This is a genomic window from Pseudomonas sp. GL_093 (assembly GCF_057837605.1).
On sequence record NZ_CM174448.1, the window covers coordinates 868,709 to 886,857 of the forward strand.

The 18,149-nt window shown below is 58.7% G+C and carries 16 protein-coding genes and 1 other RNA gene; 2 read left to right on the forward strand and 15 right to left on the reverse strand.

Annotated features, from left to right (window positions below; translation table 11 throughout):
- Positions 1 to 444: 444 nt before the first annotated feature.
- The 14 genes from AC3IUE_RS03785 to AC3IUE_RS03850 all read right to left on the reverse strand — a co-directional run bounded on the left by AC3IUE_RS03785 (position 445) and on the right by AC3IUE_RS03850 (position 14,995).
- On the reverse strand, positions 445 to 726 hold the full coding sequence (locus AC3IUE_RS03785) for a hypothetical protein (RefSeq protein WP_489265656.1): 282 nt from the start codon (positions 724 to 726) through the stop codon (positions 445 to 447).
- Entirely contained in the window at positions 723 to 1,703 is a 981-nt protein-coding gene (locus AC3IUE_RS03790; protein WP_489265658.1) for an integrase domain-containing protein, read from the reverse strand. Before AC3IUE_RS03790 ends, AC3IUE_RS03785 begins: the two co-directional genes overlap by 4 nt.
- Complete coding sequence (locus tag AC3IUE_RS03795; protein ID WP_489265660.1) at positions 1,681 to 2,040, reverse strand: hypothetical protein; 360 nt, start codon at positions 2,038 to 2,040, stop codon at positions 1,681 to 1,683. The genes AC3IUE_RS03790 and AC3IUE_RS03795 overlap by 23 nt, the downstream gene beginning before the upstream one ends.
- Positions 2,024 to 3,424, reverse strand: coding sequence for a YfjI family protein (locus tag AC3IUE_RS03800; protein ID WP_489265662.1), 1,401 nt, complete (start codon positions 3,422 to 3,424; stop codon positions 2,024 to 2,026). Before AC3IUE_RS03800 ends, AC3IUE_RS03795 begins: the two co-directional genes overlap by 17 nt.
- 1,035 nt (positions 3,425 to 4,459) lie before the next feature.
- Positions 4,460 to 5,716 (reverse strand): integrase domain-containing protein, encoded by a 1,257-nt coding sequence (locus AC3IUE_RS03805; RefSeq protein WP_489265664.1) that lies wholly within the window; start codon positions 5,714 to 5,716, stop codon positions 4,460 to 4,462.
- A 188-nt stretch (positions 5,717 to 5,904) separates the two neighbouring features.
- Positions 5,905 to 6,302, reverse strand: a transfer-messenger RNA (tmRNA) gene (ssrA, locus tag AC3IUE_RS03810).
- Between the two features lie 115 nt (positions 6,303 to 6,417).
- Positions 6,418 to 6,669, reverse strand: a complete 252-nt coding sequence (locus tag AC3IUE_RS03815; protein WP_489265666.1) for a hypothetical protein — start codon at positions 6,667 to 6,669, stop codon at positions 6,418 to 6,420.
- Positions 6,670 to 6,760: 91 nt separating this feature from the next.
- Positions 6,761 to 6,940: a hypothetical protein gene (locus AC3IUE_RS03820; RefSeq protein WP_489265668.1), complete on the reverse strand. Its 180-nt coding sequence runs from the start codon at positions 6,938 to 6,940 to the stop codon at positions 6,761 to 6,763.
- Positions 6,941 to 6,994: 54 nt separating this feature from the next.
- Positions 6,995 to 7,267 (reverse strand): hypothetical protein, encoded by a 273-nt coding sequence (locus tag AC3IUE_RS03825; RefSeq protein WP_056741047.1) that lies wholly within the window; start codon positions 7,265 to 7,267, stop codon positions 6,995 to 6,997.
- Between the two features lie 119 nt (positions 7,268 to 7,386).
- Positions 7,387 to 10,206: an FAD-binding and (Fe-S)-binding domain-containing protein gene (locus AC3IUE_RS03830; RefSeq protein ID WP_489265670.1), complete on the reverse strand. Its 2,820-nt coding sequence runs from the start codon at positions 10,204 to 10,206 to the stop codon at positions 7,387 to 7,389.
- The gene (locus AC3IUE_RS03835; protein ID WP_489265672.1) at positions 10,203 to 10,874 is read right to left on the reverse strand and encodes a LutC/YkgG family protein; all 672 of its coding nucleotides are present in this window, start codon (positions 10,872 to 10,874) and stop codon (positions 10,203 to 10,205) included. The genes AC3IUE_RS03830 and AC3IUE_RS03835 overlap by 4 nt, the downstream gene beginning before the upstream one ends.
- Positions 10,874 to 12,328 carry a LutB/LldF family L-lactate oxidation iron-sulfur protein gene (locus AC3IUE_RS03840; protein WP_056741052.1) on the reverse strand — a complete coding sequence of 485 codons (1,455 nt, stop codon included), beginning with the start codon at positions 12,326 to 12,328 and terminating at the stop codon, positions 10,874 to 10,876. Before AC3IUE_RS03840 ends, AC3IUE_RS03835 begins: the two co-directional genes overlap by 1 nt.
- On the reverse strand, positions 12,325 to 13,149 hold the full coding sequence (locus AC3IUE_RS03845) for a (Fe-S)-binding protein (protein ID WP_489265675.1): 825 nt from the start codon (positions 13,147 to 13,149) through the stop codon (positions 12,325 to 12,327). The genes AC3IUE_RS03840 and AC3IUE_RS03845 overlap by 4 nt, the downstream gene beginning before the upstream one ends.
- Before the next feature lie 151 nt (positions 13,150 to 13,300).
- The gene (locus tag AC3IUE_RS03850) at positions 13,301 to 14,995 is read right to left on the reverse strand and encodes a lactate permease LctP family transporter (protein WP_056741056.1); all 1,695 of its coding nucleotides are present in this window, start codon (positions 14,993 to 14,995) and stop codon (positions 13,301 to 13,303) included.
- Between the two features lie 262 nt (positions 14,996 to 15,257).
- On the opposite strand from AC3IUE_RS03850, the gene AC3IUE_RS03855 reads away from it, so the two are divergent.
- A complete protein-coding gene (locus AC3IUE_RS03855) occupies positions 15,258 to 16,025 on the forward strand; it encodes a GntR family transcriptional regulator (RefSeq protein ID WP_008149047.1) in 768 nt (255 codons plus the stop codon).
- 115 nt (positions 16,026 to 16,140) lie between these two features.
- On the opposite strand, the gene smpB is transcribed toward AC3IUE_RS03855, so the two are convergent.
- Complete coding sequence (gene smpB, locus AC3IUE_RS03860; protein ID WP_008149046.1) at positions 16,141 to 16,623, reverse strand: SsrA-binding protein SmpB; 483 nt, start codon at positions 16,621 to 16,623, stop codon at positions 16,141 to 16,143.
- A gap of 118 nt (positions 16,624 to 16,741) precedes the next feature.
- On the opposite strand from smpB, the gene AC3IUE_RS03865 reads away from it, so the two are divergent.
- Entirely contained in the window at positions 16,742 to 18,145 is a 1,404-nt protein-coding gene (locus tag AC3IUE_RS03865; protein WP_056741058.1) for a sodium-dependent transporter, read from the forward strand.
- Positions 18,146 to 18,149 lie beyond the last annotated feature (4 nt).

Sequence of the window (18,149 nt, forward strand, 5' to 3'; positions counted from 1 at the left end):
TTTATGGTTCGGCGGCCTGAATCGAAGGCATTAAGCCATCATTTCACACCCGTGAAATTTCCGAAACTAACGCCGGCTTCGTATCTTCCGCTCCCCGACGAATGGCAAGCTAAAGGTCACCTCAATGCGCGTCGCAAAACAACCCAATGCTGCTACTGATTGGCGGTGAGCTTCATCTGAATCGCCCCGGATTTCCTAGACACTATCCAAGCTCGCTGCTTAACGTTTTCAAACTCTACCGATGACTGAATCGCCTCAATTATGTCAACTGTAAGTGACTGCTTTTGGCCGTTTTTGGCCTGTCACGACTAACCGGTTCGGGTCGTTTTTTTTTGCCATCGCGGCGGTGTTTTTCGAGCAGGTTTATCCGCAAGAGAATATCCACGCTGAATGGATGACGGCGGGCAAGTGAGCCTGGAGGGTTGCCTATCCATGATTCGAGCGTTAGATCAGCATTTCTCGGTCATTCCCTAATCGCTTCCAGACCAATAGGGCGGTGAGCCGATAGTAATACCGGGTGGCGTCGGAATGGTCTTGCAGATGCTGAGTGAGAAACCAGCGCACATGCTTGAGCTGCCAGGTCCAGGGATTATCGCGTTGCCATCGCTGTTGAATGGCCGCTTGCATGGCTCGGGCTCGGGCTTGGCGTAGGTGGCGTTGCTGAGTGGCCTTCGAGCCGCTCAGTACGCCGCTCAGGAACAGCGCCATATCGAACGGTTTGCTCACGCACGTCCTCCAATATAGGCCGAAACCACATCGATCCGGTTATGCCCGAGCTCATGACTGATTTGTTGGCGCGCCTGTTGATCAAGGTCTCGGTCAATGCGATAGCAGTGACCACCATTGACCGGTGCGGCGTGGCCAGTGAGCTGCTCGTAACGTTCGCAGGCGTAGGCCGCTCGCAGTTCATGGAAACCCTTCAGCCCGTGTTCATGCAGCGTGTCGCGGGCGGGGAGTACGGTCTGTTGCAGGAACGCGGCGTAGCTTTCGTCGCGGGCCAGCAAGTTGCGGCTACGGGGCGGCGATGCATTACAAGCCAACTGTAGCGCCGCCTTCACCTCTTCATTGGCCACGACCCATCGCGGCGCTGATGCCCCTGAGCGGCCACCTTTGGTGCCGTCCTGGATGTTGATGCGGCCTAAGTGTTCGGCTTCGCGCTGCAAGCGTGGCAGGTCAGCCAGGATTGCTTCGCGCAGGCGCATACCGGTTGTTCGGGCCAAAAGGACAATCGCGGCCACCCGCTCGTGGTGCTGTTCGCCAAGTGCCTCGAGTACTCGCCGCACCTGTTGATGGTCTTGGCCATCGGGCGCGCGGGTGCGTACGCTCGAGCGCTGCTGTCCCAACGCCTGGCTCGGACTGGCGATCCTCACGTCCTGATCACCGCGCAGCGCCGCGAGGGTACGGTTGACGCTGCTCAGGCGGTTCTGCGCGGTCGCGATGCAGAGTTCACCTTGCTGGATCTGCTGGCGCAGATACGCGGCGTAGTCGTGCAGCGTCTGTCGATCGATCTGGCGCGCATCGTTGTAACCGGGGCCGTCCTCTGACCGACACCAACGCACAAACGCTTGCCAGCGATCGCAATGCGCTTTGACCGTCGCGAAGTGGCCGCCGGCAAACAAGTCTTTGAGCGCTTGTGGGCCGGCGTAGCTCAGCTGGCGGCCGTAACCAAAGTTGCGACCCTCACGTCGACCGACCAAGGCCATCGTCTTCACCGTTTTCGTTTGTTTGCAGAAAGCGCAGCAGGGTTTTCCAGTGGGGGCTGAGTCTGTCCAGCTGCTGCCAGCGTGTCGGGCGGATCAGGAGGGCGTTCTCCTGGTATTGCAGCAGTGCCCCTTCCTCGCGCAGTTGCTCGATCAGCAGGGCGAGGTGGACAGGGTCTAGGGGTGGTGTGGCGACAGCGGCGACAGTGGCGACAACCCGCGTCGTTGCTGGCCTGGCGCGTGGCGACAGGGTGGCGACAGCGGTGGCGACACGCCGCAATTCTGGCTGTGGTTGATGTTGCGCCTGGTAGCGGCGCACCGCGTCATTGAGGCGAAACATGGCGGACCTCGAAAGTTTTTCCATCGCGGCTGCTCAGCCAGCGATGGGTGATCAGCACGACCAATAAAGAGGCGGTATGGTCAGCGCTCTTGCGGGCAAAGCGAGGGCCGTTGCGATTGACGTCGCGAATGGTGAAGCGGGTCCAGCTTTTCTGCACCAACCAGCGCAGCAGTCGATCCGCCTCTTCGCATCGGCTATTGACTGGGGCCTGTTCGGTCAGGCGCTGGATCTCGGCCAGGTAGTAATCCATCAGCGTGGAGGCGCGCTGGATGTGTGCTTCGTCCAACTGACTGACCTCTTCAACCATGGCCAGCACACCCGCGATGCGCAGCACATTCGCCGCCGCTTTGCCCGCGGCAGGCTGGACGCCGGCCAGCTCGCCAAACTCGCCAGACTGGCACTCGATGGTGTCGTGAATATCAATCCAGGCACGACGGGCGCGGGGAGTCAGCTCCAGGGTGGCGGGATTGAGTGAGCCATCCTGGTGAAGCGACCAGGGCTTTTGCAGCAGGGCGGTGATCCGCTGTTGGTAGCGCTGGACTTTGGCGTCTCGGGTCAGGTCGATTGCCTTGTAGAGTCGCCGGCCGGCCAGGCGCTCGGGCCAACTGATCAGGCAACGGCCGAGGATGCCTTGGCCATTGATCACCGGGTCTTTGAAAAGCTGGTTGGCCAGATAAGGCTGTAGCATCAGGTGTAGGCTGAGGCGGCGGTCATAGGCGCGCAGGCTTTCTCCGGCCATGGAGCGCGCCCGGTCGATGGGGCTGCCATCCCACAGTGTCGACAAGGTGGTGATCGCCTTGAGTAGGTTCTCTTTGCTCATGGTGCTGCTGCCCAAGAACTGGCCACCTTCATCATTGAACAAGCCCATGCTGGGCAAGCCTTGGCACAGGCTTTTGACCAGGGCCTCAATGGTCGGCTCGGCAATGATCAATCTCGGCGGTACCGGCTCGGACAGCTCACCGCCTTTCGACTCAGCGCGATCCGTTGAGGTTTTGGGTTTGGCCATGAGGCTGATAGCGGCGCGATAGGCTTTGAGCTTTTCTGCATACAGGGTCCACTGCTGTCGTTCCCAGTCGCGCGCCGCCTTCAGTGCCAGGTGATCCACCGCGCTTTTGCGATCCCCTGAGGACGCCACCGTCAGTAGGTAGAGGGACAGCGGATAGGTTCGGCCGTCGAGTTGGACATTGGCATGGCCTTGGCTCACCAAGGCCGTGGTAGCCAGTACCGATTGCGCAGCCATGGCGCAGGGTATGCCGATCACCTCGGCCAGTCGTTCGACCACAGGGCCCAACAGTTCCCCGAGTGCTTCGACCGGGTAGGGCAGTGGCGCCTGCTGGTAGTCCAGCAATGGTTGTGGTGGCTCGAACGCTTCGCACAGTTGCATCGCTATTCTCCTGAGATTATCGACTTCGTCCTCACTCATCCCGCCACGGTTGTTGAGTGGTATCAGGGATCAAGGCCCCTGCGACCTGCGAGGTTTGTCCACTAACGCGGGACTGACGGCTCCTTACGGCCGGGAGCTTGGGCATCTCATGATCTGGCCTCCTGAACACCGATAGCGGTGGGCGGGTGGAGGCTGCACTGGCTGACGAGACCGGTGCCGCGAGATCCTGAGTCGGGTGAAGGCAGCGAGGTGATGACCGGGGCATGCCTGACTGTCAGTCAGGTGCAGTCCATTTCCTGGGCTGCGGCACCGTCATCGGCATCGCTGTTGCTGGTGACTTTTCGGTGTTTGTCACGCCGATTGTCACGAGGGGGAAAGCCGCACAGCCCCATGCGAGCAGGGCTGCAGCAGTGGTAGGAGCGCCCGTCTCTTTAGGGGGCAAAGAGACGGGCAACAGGTTGGCGCAAGAAATGGCCAAGCGGATAAGTTGCTGCAGAGCAGCCAGGGAGAGTATGAGCTGCCGCAGTGGGCATTCTGGAAGAAATGGCATCCATCACATCGCTGTGACCGTGCGAGCCGCCGGACGCTAATCGCACTTGGGGGTGAACCACCACGGTATGGCGTAGCCTCAAAGGTTCTGGCTACCTGGGTGCTGTCGAGGACAGCGCTGGTACGGTTCTGGTTTAGCGCTCGTTCTGCTCGCGGTCAACAGCATTTTGGGGGCCACTGTTGCGCCAATCGGTAGCGCTGGAAGACCTTGGAGGTCAGTGGTTTTCCATGGCCGGCTGGTTGTTCGTCGGTTTTTAATGTGAGTCCATGCGGGCGGGAATGCGGAGCCTTCCCGCTCGCATGGGCTTGGCCGAAAAAGCCCAGGAGCGAGGCTTGCAACGGCGACAGTCGCCACTTCTGTCGCCATGCCGCAGACCAGGTATTACGCGGGTTGTCGCCGGTGTCGCCGCTGTCGCCAAATCAACCATCACTCCATCCTCCATCTGGGGGAGTCATTCTCGGTTACCGGCGGCGTCCGGTGGGCGATCACCGTATCGGCACGACGTTGTGGTCCCTGGTTTGATTGATCGCAGATGCCGACAGGCTGCCGGTGGCCGCCTTCTGGATATGCTCACTCCACCAGGCCATCATCGGACGCCGGCGTTCGATGTAGTCCGCCCGGTTGTAGGCACTACGGACTTCATCCTTGTCCACGTGCGCCAGCGCGACTTCGATGAGCTCCGGATCCCAGCCGTGCTCGTTCAGGATGGTGCTGGCCATGGAGCGCATGCCGTGGCTCACCAAGCGGTCCTGGAAGCCCATGCGCTTCAACGCCATGTTGGCGGTCTGGCTATTGGCGTGGGTGCGCGGGTTTCTATCTGCCGGGAACACGTATTCCCTGTGGCCACTGTGGGGCTTGAGCGCCTCCAGTAACGCGAGTGCCTGTTCGGTCAGAGGGATGGTGTGCGGACGACGCTTTTTCATGCGCTCCGGCGGGATGGTCCAGATGCGTTTGTCGAAGTCGATGTCTGCCCATCGGGTGGTAGCCGCTTCGGCAGGACGGGTCATGGTGTGCAGTTGCCATTCGATCAGGCAGCGGGTGATCCGCTTGATGCTGGCGTTCGCGATTTCGATCATGAGTTCGGAAAGCTCGTCTGGTCGTAGCGCGGCCATGTTCTCTTTCTTGGGCTTCTTGAATACCGCCCGAATACCACTGAGGGGGTTAGAGAAAATCAGCCCGGAGTTTACCCCGTAGGTCATGATCTCGTTGAGCCGTTGGCTCAGTCGCTTCACTGTCTCGAGGCTGCCTTTGGCCTCGATTGGGCGAAGCAGTTCGATGACCATCGGTGCGGTAATTTTCGAGAGCGGCGTTGTTTTCAAGTCTGGAAATACATGCAGAGTGAGCGATCGCCAAATGTCCTCGGCGTACGCTGGCGTGACGGAGTCCTTCTTCAGCTCGAACCAGGCGGTGGCCACGTTCTCGAACGTGTGTTCCGTCTCCGCTCGTTTGGCTTCGTCCTGTGCATTGCGTTGCACCTTGGGATCAATGCCTTGTGCCAGCAGCTCGCGTGCTTCCACCACTTTTTTCCTGGCGTTCGCTAGTGAGAGCTCTGGGTATGTGCCCAGCCCCATATTGATACGATTTTTGGTTACCGGCTCGCGGTAGTTGAAGTTCCACAGCATCGAGCCGTTGCTCCTGACTCGGAGCTGGAGGCCGTCACCATCGCTGAGGACGTAATCCTTGTCTTTTGCCTTGACTGCCTTGAGCTGGCGGTCGGAGAGGCGGAGGGCTGGAGCAGGCATGAGAGCTTACCTCTGACACCGTTTTGGTATTCCAAAAAATAGCACCGGATGGCTTGGAATACCATTTGGAATACCCAAACGGCTGGAACTCAGAAAACCTCTACGGAGCCCAATGGTGCTTAAACCCTTGATTTTACTGGGTTTCAGGCACAAAAAAAGACGTCCGTGGACGTCTTTAGATGATGAAGTGGTGGAGCCGGGGGGATTTGAACCCCCGTCCGCCAGTACTCCGCTGTCGGTACTACATGCGTAGCCGTGTCTATTAAGTTAACCCTCAGCGACCCGACGGGCAGGGTGCTTTGGGCGAGTTGTGTAAGTTTTAGCCGCTTCGTCCACAACGTACTGCACGGCGATTCTGTTCTATATGACAATCACTTCGGGTTTACAGACATCCCCTAGTGATTGCTGGACCCGAAGGTACCAGAAGCTCAGGAGCTAAGGCTGCTTACGCAGCGAGAGCGAATTCCTGGCCGTAGGTTTCGTCATTGGCAACTATAAGTAGTTGCAACAGTGGATTTACGAGTTCTGTTACCAACTCGGCATGCACCTAAAGTTTCGCAACCGGCGTCGAATCCTAAACGGCCCCGAGCCTGTTGCTCTGTGAATCAAAGTGAGCAACAAGCCTGCGCAGTGTACGCCAACACACGTCAGAAGGCCAACCGGAAGGTTGGCCGCGAGTGATTATGGGTTGGGTTCGTTGCTCAGTTTGTCAGCGCCAATGCCTGGATGGCCTCAGTGGCGCATTTTTTGTCGTCCCCGGCGGCTTTTGAGGTTTTGGCGCTGGCCAGCAATCTTTTGATCTCCGGTGCGTTGGTGGAGGTCGCTGGTAGCGCATTCACTTTGGCTTCGAGCTCCTGCAGTTTGCTCGTACAAAGGTCGTTGTCCGCAGCAAATACGGGAGAGGCCAACATTGCAGCAGAAATGAAAAGACCAGCGAGTGTGGTACGTTTCATGGATATCTCCTTGAGCTGATGGTCTCGGAGCTGCCGTATCAGCAGGCGGCTCGGCCGAGGTCGAAAATAAGCCACGATTGATGGGGCCTACTTAAAAGACTACGGCGCGGCGCAGGAATTCGGTTTTAGCAGACAGGCTATGAAAAAATTGTTTGATAGAAGCAATGGCATTAAAAGCGGGCGCAATCGCTTCTTTTCGCTGGTGGTCTCTTCCACATGACCATTCCAGATGCAACAAAACCCGCAATTGGCGGGTTTTGGTTTGCTTCATATTGGGTGGCACCGGGGGCCACAAACCCAACTCGAAGGTTGGCCTTGTGCTGGATTACTTCGCACCTTTGTTCGCGTTCTTGATTTGCTGGATAGTTTGTTCGGTCTCGGCGATGCAGTCATCAGTCCCTTCCTTGGTGCCTTTTGCCTGATCGGCTTTGGCTTGCTTGACGCTGTCCATTACCTGATCAGTCATCTCCGGAGGAGTCTGTGCCTTGGCATTTTCGATGGTTTTCAAGTTGACCGCACAGAGGTCTTCGGCGGCAAACGAGGTGGACGCCATCAGCGAGACAGTAACGAACAGACCTAACAGTACAGAACGTTTCATGAGTATCTCCTTGAACTGAGGGTCCAGGCATCGCTGGCCATCAGGACGGGCTGCCGATTTTGGGTAAAGCCCGGCAATGTCCGGGCTTAATGAGTGGACTATGGCAGCGCGTCGGTGTTCTATCTTTCTTGCGTAACCCTTGCCTGCGTTACCCTGTCCACCAAATAGACTAGCCCGTGATAGTCGATTCCGCCGTGTTGCGTCAGCCCGATCTCACACGTGCGACTGGTGGAAATCCCTTCGCTGCACTGCTGCACCGCGTCCTTGAGCGTCCTTAACGAGTGTGCGTTCAGTTCCGGCGTGGTGAAACCCTTGTCGCCAGCAAACCCACAGCAATGAATGCCCTCGGGAATGACCACGTTTTTGCTGCATTTGCGCGCCAGATCGATCAGAGCCTGACTCTCGCCAAGGTGCTGGGTACTGCAAGTGACGTGCACTGCAATCGGCGCCTCCTGTGGTGTGAATTCGAGGCGGTCCATCAAGTGCGTACGAATGAAACGCACCGGGTCGTAAAGGTCCAGTCGAACATCGCCCAAATCCTGAACCAGCCGCAACGTACATGGACTGGTGTCGCAATAGATCGGGTCGAGCCCGCCGCGACTGGCGTGCAGCAAGGCGCCGATCAGTTCCTGGCGTTTGTGTTCGGCCTGTTCTGCATAGCCCTTGGAGGCGAACGGTTGCCCGCAGCAGAGGTTGTCCAGGTTGTCCGGGAAGACCACTTGATAACCGGCCTTTTCCAGCAGCCCACGGGTTTTGTCGTACAGCGACATTTGCTCTTTATCACCCGCCGCCGGGCCCATTGCCCGCGACACGCAGGCCGCGAGGTACACCACTCGAGGGCGTTGGTCCGACACGGCCGGGCTGAAGCGAATGGCTTTTTCCGGTTGCGGCATGGCGTTGGTCCACTGCGGGACCTGACCTTTGGATAGGCGCGTCAATGTTGCCGAAAGCTTTGCCAATCGTGGCGCCCCCAGCAGCATCCGTGCACCGTTGGCCACGTGCAGGGTGAAGCGTGCACCTTGCAGTGCGGTGGCGAAATTGCCTTCCAGCCAATTGGCGGTTTTAGTATGAGTTGCCTTCCGGCTGCGGAGCTTTTTCACCAGCTCGCCGGTGTTGATTCCTACAGGGCAACGTTGCGCGCAGAGGCCGGTGGCGGCACAGGTGTCGATGCCTTGGTATTCGTACGCGGCTTCGAGTTCGGTGGTGTCCACACCAGCACGTTTCTTCGCCTGAATGTCACGCCAGATCACGATGCGCTGGCGTGGACTCAGGGTCAGGCCTTTCGACGGGCAGACCGGTTCGCAGAAGCCGCACTCGATACACTTATCCACAATCTCATCGGCGGCCGGCAACGGCTTCAGATGCTTGAGGTGGATCTGCGGATCCTCGCTGAGCACCACGTCCGGGTTGAGAATGCCGTTGGGGTCGAGCAGACGTTTAAGCTGCCACATCAACTGGTAGGCATCGCTGCCCCATTCCAGTTCGACGAAGGGTGCCATGTTGCGCCCGGTGCCGTGTTCGGCTTTCAGCGAGCCGCCGAATTCCACCGCTACCAGTTGTGCCACGTCGTCCATGAACGCCTGATAGCGTGCGACTTCTTCCGGGTTGTTGAAGCCTTGAGTGAAGACGAAGTGCAGATTGCCTTCCAGCGCGTGTCCGAAAAGGATCGCTTCGTCGTAGTGATGTTTGTCGAACAGCTCGATCAGGCGGTTTACGCCGATGGCCAGTTGTTCAACCGGGAAGGTCACGTCTTCGATGATCACCGTGGTGCCGGTTTTGCGCACGGCGCCGACGGCGGGGAAGGTGTCCTTGCGGATTGCCCAGAGCCGGGCGTTTTCCACCGGGTCTTCAGTGAAGTCGACCTGTTTTTCCACCGGGAACGAGGTCAACGACGCCATGATGTGCGCCAGTTGTTCCTGCAGCAATGTGGACGACGCGGCGCGGGATTCGATCAGCAGCGCGCAGGCATTGTTCGACAGCTGTTGTACGAAAGCGGGCATGCCGGGTTTGTCCTGCACCGAACGCAGACTGCGCCGGTCCAGCAGTTCGACGGCCGACACCGGTTGGCTTTTCAGCACGGTGACGGCGTTGCAGCAGGTCTCCACGTCCGGAAACACGATCAGCGCCGAGGCTTTGTTCGGATGATCGATCACCGTGTCGTAAGTCACCGCGCTGATGAAACCGAGGGTGCCTTCGGAGCCCACCAGCAAGTGGCTCAAGATATCCACAGGCTCGTCGAAATCCACCAGCGCATTGAGTGACAGCCCGGTGGTATTTTTCAGACGGTATTTGTGGCGAATTCTCGCCGCCAATTCGGCATTGGCGCGGGTTTCGCGGCCCAACGTTGCCAGGCGTTCAAGCAGCGAAGCGTGGCTTTCACGAAACGCCGCAACACTCGCCGCATCTTCGGTATCGAGACGGCTGCCGTCGGCCAGCACCAGACGAATGCCCGCCAACGTGTGATAAGTGTTTTGCGCCGTGCCGCAGCACATGCCGCTGGCATTGTTGGCGACGATGCCGCCGATTTTGCAGGCGTTGATCGACGCCGGGTCCGGGCCGATCTTGCGCCCGAACGGTGCCAACCATGCGTTGGCCTGTGCGCCGATCACGCCCGGTTGCAGACGGATTTGCGTTCCTTGCCCGCGAATCTCGCGACCGTTCCAGTTATCCCCCAGGACGATCAACACCGAATCGCTGATGGCCTGCCCGGACAGGCTGGTGCCAGCGGCGCGGAAGGTCACCGGGACCTGATCACGTTGCGCCAGTTTGAGCAGCTCGACGACTTCATCTTCGGACTCGACACGAATCACCAGTTTCGGAATCAACCGGTAGAAACTGGCGTCAGTGCCGAAGGCCAAGGTCGACAGCGGATCGTCGAAACGTCGCTCTTGGGGAATCAGTTGCTGCGCATCTCGCAGGAAAGCCGCGGGTAGATTCATTGGTCCTCCAGGATCAAGACCACGAGGTCTTTCGGACCGTGAGCGCCGTAGGCCAGGACCTGCTCGATATCGGCGGTTTTTGACGGGCCGGACACCAGCAGGGCATTGGTCGGCATGCCTTGGGCCCACTCGAATTCCTGCTGCACTTGATAGAAGTTGTCGCGGATTTCACTGGCCTTGAGCAGGGCGAAGTGCACCGGCGGCACCAGACTCATCAGTCGCGGTTCTTCCCGCGTCGGCCAGAGAATCAGACTACCTGTGGCAGCGATTGCACCGAGGGTGCCGGTCAGGCTGGCCGGCGTGTCGTTGAACAATTCGGTCTTCCATTCTTCAACTGGACGGTCGTAGGACTTGAGCGTTGGCAGATCAGGATATTTCGCCCAGTGCTGAGTGACACGTTGGCCGTGAGGTGTAGTCGGTGCGATCAACAGACTCGGCAACTGACGGTCCCGCAACAACTGAGCAAGCAACGAAGGCCAACCTTCGCCGGACGTCAGGTGGATTTCGGTGTGCACCGCTTCCATCAGTTTGCGCAGCTGTGGGATGCGTTGCTCGGCGGTGTAGGTGTAGGGCGCTGTCACCAGTTCGACGTCAAATTCGTCAGGCACCGGCGTGGTGCCCGTCAGACTTTTGCGCAGTTTGGCGAGGATATTTTGCTTGGCGCTCATCAGCGATCTCCCTGTTTGGCCAGATGCTCGCGGGCCATGTCATGCAGTGAGCGGGCAGCGGGTTTCGGTGCGCTGTGGTTTTGCGTCCAGGGGCCGACGTTGCTGGGTGCCAGTGCGCGCAAGCGAGTGGCGAAGAAGCCGAACAGTCGATAAAGCGTGGGTGAACTGTTGAGCTTCGCCCAGGCATTCCAGATAAACCGTTCTTTACGCGAGTACTTGCTGCCCTGGCCGCGCATCACTTGATGGGGGCTGTCCGGGGCTTTGACGTTCTCTTCCCGTAGGCGCCGCAGCAGTGCCGGAATCGGAATTTTTACCGGACAGACTTCACCGCAGGCGCCACACAGCGACGAGGCACTCGGGTGGTCCGGGACTTTCGCCAGGCCAACCATGTGCGGGGTGATGATTTTTCCGATAGGCCCAGGGTAAACCTCCCCATAGGCGTGGCCGCCAATTCGGGTGTAGACCGGGCAATGATTCATACAGGCGCCGCAGCGGATGCAGTTCAGGGTCTGGCGTAATTCGCTGTCGGCGAAGGCCTGGCTGCGACCGTTGTCGAGCAATACCAGGTGCACTTCCTGAGGGCCGTCGAGTTCATGTTCCTTGCGCGGGCCGGAGATCATGTTGACGTAGGTGGTGATCGGCTGGCCGAGGGCTGAGCGAGTCAGCAGTGACAGCAGTGGCACCACATCGCGCAGGTTTTCCACGACTTTTTCGATGCCGGTGACGGCGATGTGCACCGGTGGCACCGTGGTGGTCATGCGCCCGTTGCCTTCGTTTTCCACCAGCAGCAAGGTGCCGGTTTCGGCCACGGCGAAGTTGACGCCGGAGACGCCGATGTCCGCTTCGAAGAATTTCTGCCGCAAGACCTTGCGACCGATCTGAATGAGTTGGTCAACGTCCTTGGTGTATTCCACGCCAAGTTTGTCGTGGAACAAGGACGCGACCTGACCGGCATTCTTGTGGATCGCCGGCATAATAATGTGTGAAGGCTTCTCGTGGTCGAGCTGGACGATGTACTCGCCCATGTCCGATTCCAGGCATTCAATGCCCTGTTCAGCGAGGAAATGATTCATTTCCATCTCTTCGCTGACCATCGATTTGCCCTTGATCACTTGCCGCCCCTCGTGAGCGCGGATGATCGATAAGACGATGCCATTGGCCTCGTCCACCGTTTCCGCCCAGTGCACTGTCACACCGTTGCGGGTCAGGTTCTGTTCAAGCTGCTCGAGCAGGTCGGGCAACTTGGATAAAGCACGGGCGCGGACAGCATTGCCCAGCACTCGCAAATGTTCTCTTTCGTGGGCATCGCTGAAGGACGCTGCCCGTTTTGTCATCAGTGAATCCATCGCAGTGCGAAAGTTGTTTCGCAGTTGCTTGTCATCCAACGCCTTGTGAGCCCGGATGCGAAAATCTTCTTCCACGGCAACCGTAGGAATAATCGCGGAAGCGTTCATAGAACACCTCCGGTTCGCTGCCAGAGGAAGCTGGCCAGGTGTTGGCCGCGCAATGCTTCCTTCTGTTTTTCCAGCGAGCCGTTGATGTTCATCAGACAACCGCAGTCGGCACTCAGTACCTTGTGCGCGCCGGATTCCTTCAACGACCGGGTCTTGTCAGCCACCATCGCACCGGAAATGTCTGGCATACGGACGCTGAAAGTTCCACCGAAGCCACAGCATTCACTTTCATGGCTGTGGTCGACTCGCTCCACGTTACGGAGCTGCGCCAACAACTCGCGGCCATGCAAGTGGGTGTTCATTTCACGGCGTGCCGAGCACGACGTGTGCAACGCTACTTTGACTGGCTCGCCACTGTCCTTGAGCTGCACCTTGCAGACAAACAACAGAAACTCGGCCAGTTCATAAGTCCGGGCAGCCAGCGCCTGAACCTGTTTCAGCGTGTCCGGCTCGTCCTTGAACAAGTCGGCGTAGTGCTCGCGCAACATCCCGGCACACGATCCCGATGGCACCACCACCGGATAGTCCCCGGCAAACAGCGCCAGTTGCGAGCGTGCCACGGTCCTCGCCTGCTCGGTGTAACCCGAGGTGTAGGCCGGTTGCCCGCAGCAGCTTTGCCCCTGCGGATACTCGACACGAATGCCCTCGCGTTCCAGCAAGTGAATCGCGTCCATCCCGGCTTCAGGGTAGAACAAATCCACCACGCAAGTTCCGAACAGGTAGACCCTTGACGGTTTTTCGCTGGGGTATTGCCGAGGCACGGGCAGTGGCGGGGCGACGCGGGTCGCATTCGGCACTGCGTTGTAAAAAAGCTCGCTCATCAGGCGTGTCTCCGGGTGGTCCCGGTTATCCGTCTGTTGAGGCTGCTGAATATAGATAGGCAAGCTTTCAGCAGCCTTACAGACCGGGTTGTGAATAGCTGACGCCGGAATCGTGGTCCGGCGTCGGTTTTTGCTTTTTATCGTGTAGTACTTAGTGCACCAGCATGCCGGTGAGCCAATAGGCCTGGATGTAGGTAATCAGGCCGACGATCGTTGCGAAGAATAGGCTGTGCTTGAGGGTGAAGCGGAACAGATCCGATTCCTTGCCTACCAGGCCGGTCGCGGCGCAGGCCACGGCGATCGATTGTGGCGAGATCATCTTGCCGGTCACGCCACCGCTGGTGTTCGCCGCAACCAGCAACACATCGTTGACGCCGATCTGGTGCGCAGTGGTCGCTTGCAATGAGCTGAACAGCGCGTTGGACGAGGTATCGGAACCGGTCAGGAACACGCCCAGCCAGCCGAGGAATGGCGAGAAGAACGGGAATGCTGCGCCGGTGCCTGCCAGAACCAGCGCCATGGTCGAGGACATGCCCGAGTAGTTAGTGACGAAGGCAAAGGCGAGCACCATGCCGATGGACAGAATCGGCCAGCGCAGCTCGTAGAAGGTCTCTCTCAAAGTGGTCAGACCAGTTTTGACATTGATTTTCAGGACCAGCATCGAGATCAGTGCGGAGAAGAAAATCGCCGTGCCCGTCGCGGAAATCGGGTCAAGTTTGAACACCGCGGGAATGGCGGTCGGGGCGGCCACGATCGGTGCGACCTTGATCACCATTTGGTCCAGGTGCGGGATGGCGAAGTTGAACACCCAGCTGTACATCGATCCGCCAGCGGCAAACATTGCCTTGAAGGGTTTCAGGGTCCAGATGGTCACCAGCACTGTAAGGATCAGGAACGGTGACCAGGCTTTGAGAATTTCCAGCAGGCTGTAGGGCGAAGCCACGGTTGTGCGCTTCTGGCCGAAACCTCCGACGCTGGCCGTCACCACGGACGCCGAGACGGCACCAGCGATGTGTTGGCCTGCGGCGCGCTTTGGCTGCCAGACTTTCAGGAACAGCGTCAGGGAAATCAGGCTGACCAGGGCCGAGGTGATGTCCGGCAGTTCCGGGCCGATGAAGTTCGACGTGAAGTACTGAGTGATGGCAAAGCTCAAACCGGCCACCAGTGCTGCCGGCCAGGTTTCGCGAACGCCGCGCAGGCCATCCATCATGAACACCAGCCAGAACGGCACGAACAGCGACAGCAGCGGCAGTTGGCGGCCGGTCATGGCGCCGATCTTGAACGCGTCGATACCGGTAACTTGTCCGGCAACGATGATCGGAATCCCCAGGGCACCGAACGCCACCGGCGCGGTGTTGGCGATCAGGCACAGGCCTGCGGCGTACAACGGGTTGAAGCCCAGTCCTACCAACAGTGCGGCGGTAATCGCGACCGGCGCACCGAAACCGGCGGCACCTTCCAGGAAGGCGCCGAAGCAGAAGCCGATCAGCAGCACTTGCAGGCGCTGGTCGTCGGTGATCGACAGCACCGAGCTGCGGATCACTTCGAACTGACCACTCTTGACCGTCAGTTTGTAGAGGAATACCGCCGCCACGATGATCCAGGCAATCGGCCACAGGCCGTAGGCGAAACCATAGCCGGCGGCGGCGAAGGCCATGTCGACCGGCATCTGGAAGGCGAAGATCGCCACGGCAATGGACAAGGCCAGCGTGATGCTGCCGGCCACATGTCCTTTGAGTCGGAACACGGCCAATGCCAGGAAGAAAAACACGATGGGGATAACGGCCGCGAGCGCGGACACGCCGAGACTGCCGAGCGGAGAATAGAGCTGTTGCCAGGTTTGCATATGGGGTGGCCCCTAATTGTTGTTGGTCAGGCACTGGTCAGCGTTCTTGGTTAATTGGTAATACCAATTTACAATCGCTGTTGGCTAGGGTAAAAGCCTTGTAGGCGGCGTGTCAATTTGCCGCCCTAAAACTTTTGTCGAATACGTGGTGCAGAAGTCATCTGGTCCGCTCGATCAAATGCCGTCTGGCAGGTGCTGACACAGCCCTGATAGGCCAGAATAGAGACCCCGGCGAGCCGTCGGGATCGTGGAGAAATGAGTTATGGGGTTTGATCAAATTCGTCAGCGCCGTTTGTCTGACGATATTGTCGAGCAGCTCGAGGGGATGATTCTCGAGGGCACGCTGAAGGCGGGCGAGCGCTTGCCGGCCGAACGTGCGTTGGCCGAGCAGTTCGGTGTGTCACGCCCTTCGTTGCGAGAAGCGATTCAGAAACTGGCGGCCAAGGGCTTGCTGGTCAGTCGCCAGGGAGGTGGCAATTATGTGGTGGAGTCGCTGGGGTCAACCTTCAGCGATCCGTTGCTGCATTTGCTGGAAAGCAACCCTGAAGCGCAGCGCGATCTGCTGGAATTTCGTCACACCCTGGAAGCCTCCTGCGCCTATTACGCAGCCATGCGTGCTACGGACGTTGATCGCGAGCGATTGACCGCGGCCTTCAATGAATTGCAAGACTGCTATACGCGTCACGACGAAGTGAGCCGTGCGGAAGAGGGCGCGGCGGATGCGAAATTCCACCTGGCGATTGCTGAGGCCAGTCACAACGCGGTGTTGCTGCACACCATTCGCGGGTTGTTCGATTTGCTCAAGCGTAACGTGGTGACCAACATCGGCGGTATGTACAAGCAGCGTACGGAAACCCGCGACATGCTGATCACTCAGCACCGGGAGTTGTACCTGGCGATTATTGAAGGAAGGGCCGAGCAGGCGCGGGAAGTCTCCAGCCGACATATTTTGTATGTGCAGGAAGTGCTGGAAGAAGTGCGTCAGGAAGTACAGCGCATGGCTCGGGCGGAGCGGCGCAAGGGAATGTGATTATTTAAAGCAAAAGATCGCAGCCTGCGGCAGCTCCTACATGGATACGCGATCAATGTAGGAGCTGCCGCAGGCTGCGATCTTTTCGCTGGCGCCAAACACTCAGGCAGAAAGATTAATCTTCCTTGCCCTTGTTGCGCACCGCACGCTGCAACTCGCGACCGGCGTCGCGTTCGCGTTCGGTATCACGCTTGTCGTATTCCTTCTTGCCCTTGCCCAGAGCGATCTCGCACTTGACCATGTGCTTGCTCCAGTACCAGGACAGGCACACGCAGGCGTAACCTTTTTGCTGCACAGCCGTGGCCAGCTTTTCCAGCTCGCGCCGGTTGAGCAGCAATTTTCGGGTGCGGGTCGGATCAGCGATGACGTGGGTGCTGGCGGTCATCAGCGGCGTAATGTGGCTGCCGAGCAGCCAGGCTTCGCCATCCTTGAGCAGTACGTAACTGTCAACCAGTTGCAGCTTGCTTGCCCGCAGACTTTTTACTTCCCAGCCGGCCAGGACCAGACCAGCCTCGAACTTGTGCTCGATGAAGTAATCGTGTCGCGCCTTTTTGTTTTGCGCGATGGTCCCTGTTGGGTGTTTCTTCTGTTTAGCCATAGGGGCGGCATTATAGGGAGTTGCACGCGAGTCGGCTACGGTATCGCTACGTGCTTGAGCAGGTTGATTGAATCCCGGACAATGCGGCCTCTTTTTTGAACGCTTGGGCGTGATAACGATGTCGACAGACAAGGTTTCTGTCCACGGCAGTTGGGCTAGCCGATGGGTCTTCATACTCGCCGCGACCGGTTCGGCCGTGGGCCTGGGTAGTATCTGGAAATTCCCGTACATGGTCGGCGTCTACGGCGGCGGCGCCTTCGTGCTGATGTTCCTGGCCTGTATCGCGCTGATCGGTGTGCCGGTCATGCTCGCCGAAACCCTGATCGGCCGCCGCGCCCGTCAGAGTCCGGCCAACGCCTTGAAGGTATTGGCGCTGGAAGCCGGGCATTCGGGTAAATGGTCCTGGGGCGCATTTGCCGGGATGATCACGGCGTTGCTGATCTTGTCTTTCTATAGTGTGGTCGGCGGCTGGTCGCTGGATTACATCATCGACATGGGCCGTGGCGACTTCCAGGGTGCAACGCCCGACCAGGTTGGCGCTTACTTCGGCAATGTGATCGCTGATCCGTGGCGCCTGACACTTTGGCACACGATTTTCATGCTGCTATCTGCTGTCGTCATCGCCAAAGGCGTGGTCGCCGGCCTGGAGCGCAGTCTGCGGATCATGATGCCGCTTCTATTTGTGATGATTCTGGTGTTGCTGGGCTACAGCATGACCACCGGCCACTTCATGGAAGGCGTGCATTTCATGTTCGACTTCCACCCGGAAAAAGTACTCGACGGCTTGCTGCCCGCCATGGGGCACGCGTTTTTTTCCCTGAGCGTGGGCGTCGGCTCGATCATGATCTACGGCGCCTATATGCCGAAGAATTCATCGATTTCCGGCACCATCGTCGGCGTGGCACTGCTCGATACCTTCGTTTCCCTGGTGGCCGGTCTGGCGTTGTTTCCGATTGTGTTCGCTGGCGGCCTGAACCCAAGCGAAGGTCCTGGCTTGATGTTCGTCAGCCTGCCCTTTGCGTTTGGTAACGTAGCGTTCGGCCAGTTGATGGGCGTAGTGTTCTTCGTGCTCGTAGCGATTGCAGCCTGGAGCTCGGCGATTTCCTTGCTTGAGCCGATGGTGGCTTACCTGGTTGAACGCACGAAAGTCAGCCGCGCCTGGGTGACCTTTTGGCTGGCATTTATCTGCTGGTTTGTCGGTCTGGGCACGGTGTTTTCCTTCAATATCTGGAAGGAAGCCAAGTTTTTCGTGAACGAAGGCGGGATGTTCCACCTCTATCAATGGGGTGCGGCCGGTGGCCTGGACTTCTTTGGTGTGATCGATTTCTTCACCTCGCGGATCATGTTGCCACTCGGTGGTTTGTGTTTCGTGGTGTTTGCAGGCTGGGTGATGGGGCGTGAAGCGGTACGCGACGAGTTGTCGATCCGCAACCCTGCGTTGTTCGCCCTGTCCCTGTTCTTGATGCGCTATGTGGCGCCCATCGGCATTCTCGTAGTGTTTGCCGCCCAGCTGTGGAAGTGACGCT